The organism is Massilia sp. (assembly GCF_032106685.1).
Classification (GTDB): domain Bacteria; phylum Pseudomonadota; class Gammaproteobacteria; order Burkholderiales; family Burkholderiaceae_D; genus Telluria.
In genome coordinates this window covers 1-2,809 of record NZ_DAMCPG010000088.1, presented here as the reverse complement: position 1 = coordinate 2,809, position 2,809 = coordinate 1, and the positions used below count along the sequence as shown (strand labels likewise).

Annotated in this window: 4 protein-coding genes; all 4 read left to right on the top strand. The window is 49.6% G+C overall.

All coding sequences use genetic code 11. The annotated features are described in order from the left end of the window. Window positions 1-521: 521 nt before the first annotated feature. Complete coding sequence (locus RT688_RS23630; RefSeq protein ID WP_313707261.1) at window positions 522-908, top strand: type II toxin-antitoxin system antitoxin SocA domain-containing protein; 387 nt, start codon at window positions 522-524, stop codon at window positions 906-908. Continuing rightward, the gene (locus tag RT688_RS23625; RefSeq protein WP_313707260.1) at window positions 901-1,602 is read left to right on the top strand and encodes a hypothetical protein; all 702 of its coding nucleotides are present in this window, start codon (window positions 901-903) and stop codon (window positions 1,600-1,602) included. Before RT688_RS23630 ends, RT688_RS23625 begins: the two co-directional genes overlap by 8 nt. A 106-nt stretch (window positions 1,603-1,708) precedes the next feature. Beyond that, window positions 1,709-2,116, top strand: a complete 408-nt coding sequence (locus RT688_RS23620) for a response regulator (protein WP_313707259.1) — start codon at window positions 1,709-1,711, stop codon at window positions 2,114-2,116. A gap of 436 nt (window positions 2,117-2,552) precedes the next feature. Then, a partial coding sequence (locus RT688_RS23615) for a hypothetical protein (protein ID WP_313707258.1) occupies window positions 2,553-2,809 on the top strand: 257 nt, incomplete at its 3' end.

The window sequence follows — 2,809 nt, the reverse complement described above, 5'->3', positions numbered from 1 at the left end:
CCACCAGTATACTAATCAACACTCATCCCACTCATATCCTAAAAACAGACGGCTACCGCGGACTGTGCTCGCGCCCACTATGTATGGGGAGAACTCGGTTACTGTTCGCCTTATGAACAAGTGCAGCTTCGACTCTGTGATATAAGAGCAACATGTGCCTACTACTGACGGTCGGGCAGCATCCGCGGTCTCGCTCGCAACATACCTCAAACTCATGCAGGCACAGGTCGAAGCTGCGGCTTGACGTACCCCCACACGGCTGTTCGGACGCCACCTAAGCTCAGGGTGTGTATCGTGTACGTCTGGGACGAACGCTTAACTCAGTGCGCTAGACGTCCGTTTGTAGAGAGGCTCAGATGGCATCAAATTTGGTAAGATACGATATTGCTCAGGGTCGATTCATCGCCTGCCCTACCGCCCTTCACCACGACCAAGGAACACCATTGACTCCTCTACTGGATGCGCTTCAACGCCTCATCATCTCGGTGCACCGCAAGCTTTTTGAGGAGAGCCCGTCTCCGATGAAACTGCAGAAACTGTGCTATTACGCACAAGGTTACATGCTAGCGCAAGGGACCGAGCTGTTTGAGGAGGATTTTCAGGCCTGGCAGCACGGCCCAGTTATACCGGCTCTCTACCGCCGGTACAAAGACTACGGATGGCGTAGCATCGGTGCAGACGTCGTTTTTGACGCAGCCGAGCTGAACGCTGAAGTCATTCAAGAAGTCACTGACATCGTTGCAGCATATGGACGCTACGATGGTGCCGCGTTGAGCACGATGACGCATCGCGAAGCCCCGTGGATTGATGCACGAGGGGACCTGCCTGAAGACCACGGAAGCACAGCCCTCATCTCGAAGGATTCGCTGCGCGCTTACTTCTCAACCAAGCTCGCTGCAAATGGCTAGCAACAAATACGCATCTTCTGCCGATAAGGACCACGCTAAGGTAGCGGCCCAAAAGCTTCGTGTCTCTTTTGAATTTCTAGACTTGAGCCAGCCTCATTTTTTTATTCACGGGCTCGAGGCAGACCATTACCGTAAAATTTTTGATTGCATAAATGAGATTGCCGATGCAACTGAAGACCAGATTGCTCAACAGAAGCATCCCTCTCTCGAAGCGAAGTCAATTTTCAATACGACTACCGGTGAATACAAGCAATTCCCTGAGGATATTGAGATATCTTTTGCCAAGAAAGTTGCGGGACCTCAACCTCGGATAGCGAGTAAAGATAGGGCTGAGATAAAAGCGGCTGAAGAAGAATATGCACTAATCCTCGCGCAAGCAAAAGAACAGGCGCAAACCATGACAAAGCGCGCCTTTGAAGTGCGTGTGGGAAAAGCTTACGGACGAATACACGGAATTGTTTGGAACAAAGTGTTTTACGTAGTTTGGTTCGACCCCGCACACAATCTTTATCCGGATAGTCGCCGCGGTGGCGTTAAGTTCCACAAAGATTTCATGACCGTGAAAAGTTTTAGTCCAGAAGCTGTCCAGGAACTCCGCGACATACATCTGGCACACTGCGAGAAGCTGCAAGCGGATTTAGACAAGCTTCAAAAGGAACATGACGACTTAATGGCTGCTTTCGCCGCAAGCTAAATGTTAGGATTTCTCGTGCCCTTCCACATCGTTCACCCGTACAGGGGCGGACGCCGAACGAGTTGCAAATCGACCCCGCCCAAAAATAAGCGTTTCTAGGGACGTTATGACCAAACCGAATCGCGACAACAAATCACTGGAAATTATGGTGGTTGATGACAACGAGGACGCCAGTGAGGTGCTTCGACTCCTCTTTGAAGCACTCGGCCATAGTGCTTGTGTCGAATACAGTGCGCTTAGCGCAATCAATCGTGCAAAGCGCGAAGGCGCAGAAACGTTGTTCATTGATATCGGGTTGCCCGGCATGGACGGCTATGAACTCGCAAGAAGATTAAGAGCAATGCCGCAAACGGCAAACTCAATATTGGTCGCAGTGACAAGCTTTAGCGAAGCTAAAGACAAACAATTGGCTAAAGACGCTGGCTTCAACAATCACTTGGCAAAACCAATCAACTTAAATGACATCCTTGGGATAATTGACCAATATCAGCTCTCTCGCGCAGAAAATACTTAGATATAATTCGACGGCAGCCAATCTGTCGCTCTAATTAGCATAAGCATGAACTATTCGAAGCCCTTTCCTCGTCCGATATGCCTTCCGTCTTCGGATTAGCACATCGAGACCCGGGTTATGGGCAAGTGGCTTACCCGCCACTATACGCGGCTTTCCGTAGACTCTCTAGAGTAAACGGCAATGGTAGAGCAGCTGAATTATCGGCAACGAGTGCTGAACACAACTGCAGGGTAAAGCATTCGATGCTTGGGCAGCACAAAGCCAAATGAAATCGCTAGCATTTTTCGCCTATAGCTAGCCCCCCCCCCTGTCAACTCTTCGCTCGACGTCATCGATTGTTAATGGCATCGCGAAGTGTACACCCCGGATATATGCATCCATATAAATTAATCAGTTAGTTCAACCTAATTTCCAGCAATATACCCGAATACATTCGATGGACCTGTCAGTGTACAAAGCTCTTTTTCGTTGCTCGCCTTATCCGTATCTCGTGATGGATACAAAATTGATTATCATAGGCGCCAGCGGTAGCTATCTGCGTTCAGTCCAAAGAACTGAAGCAGATATCGTCGGAAAGTATCTATTTGATGCGTTCCCACCCAATCCGGACGACCCAGAGTCGACTAATATGGCTGAGGTGAAGGCCTCGATTGCGCGTGCACTAACAAAGGGGCAACCCGACACTACTTCGTT

What these genes read in the sequence shown, in the direction of transcription:
- RT688_RS23625 (WP_313707260.1), top strand. Translation starts at nt 901, where the DNA reads ATGGCTAGCAACAAATACGCATCTTCTGCCGATAAGGACCACGCTAAG.
- RT688_RS23630 (WP_313707261.1), top strand. Translation starts at nt 522, where the DNA reads ATGAAACTGCAGAAACTGTGCTATTACGCACAAGGTTACATGCTAGCG.
- RT688_RS23620 (WP_313707259.1), top strand. Translation starts at nt 1,709, where the DNA reads ATGACCAAACCGAATCGCGACAACAAATCACTGGAAATTATGGTGGTT.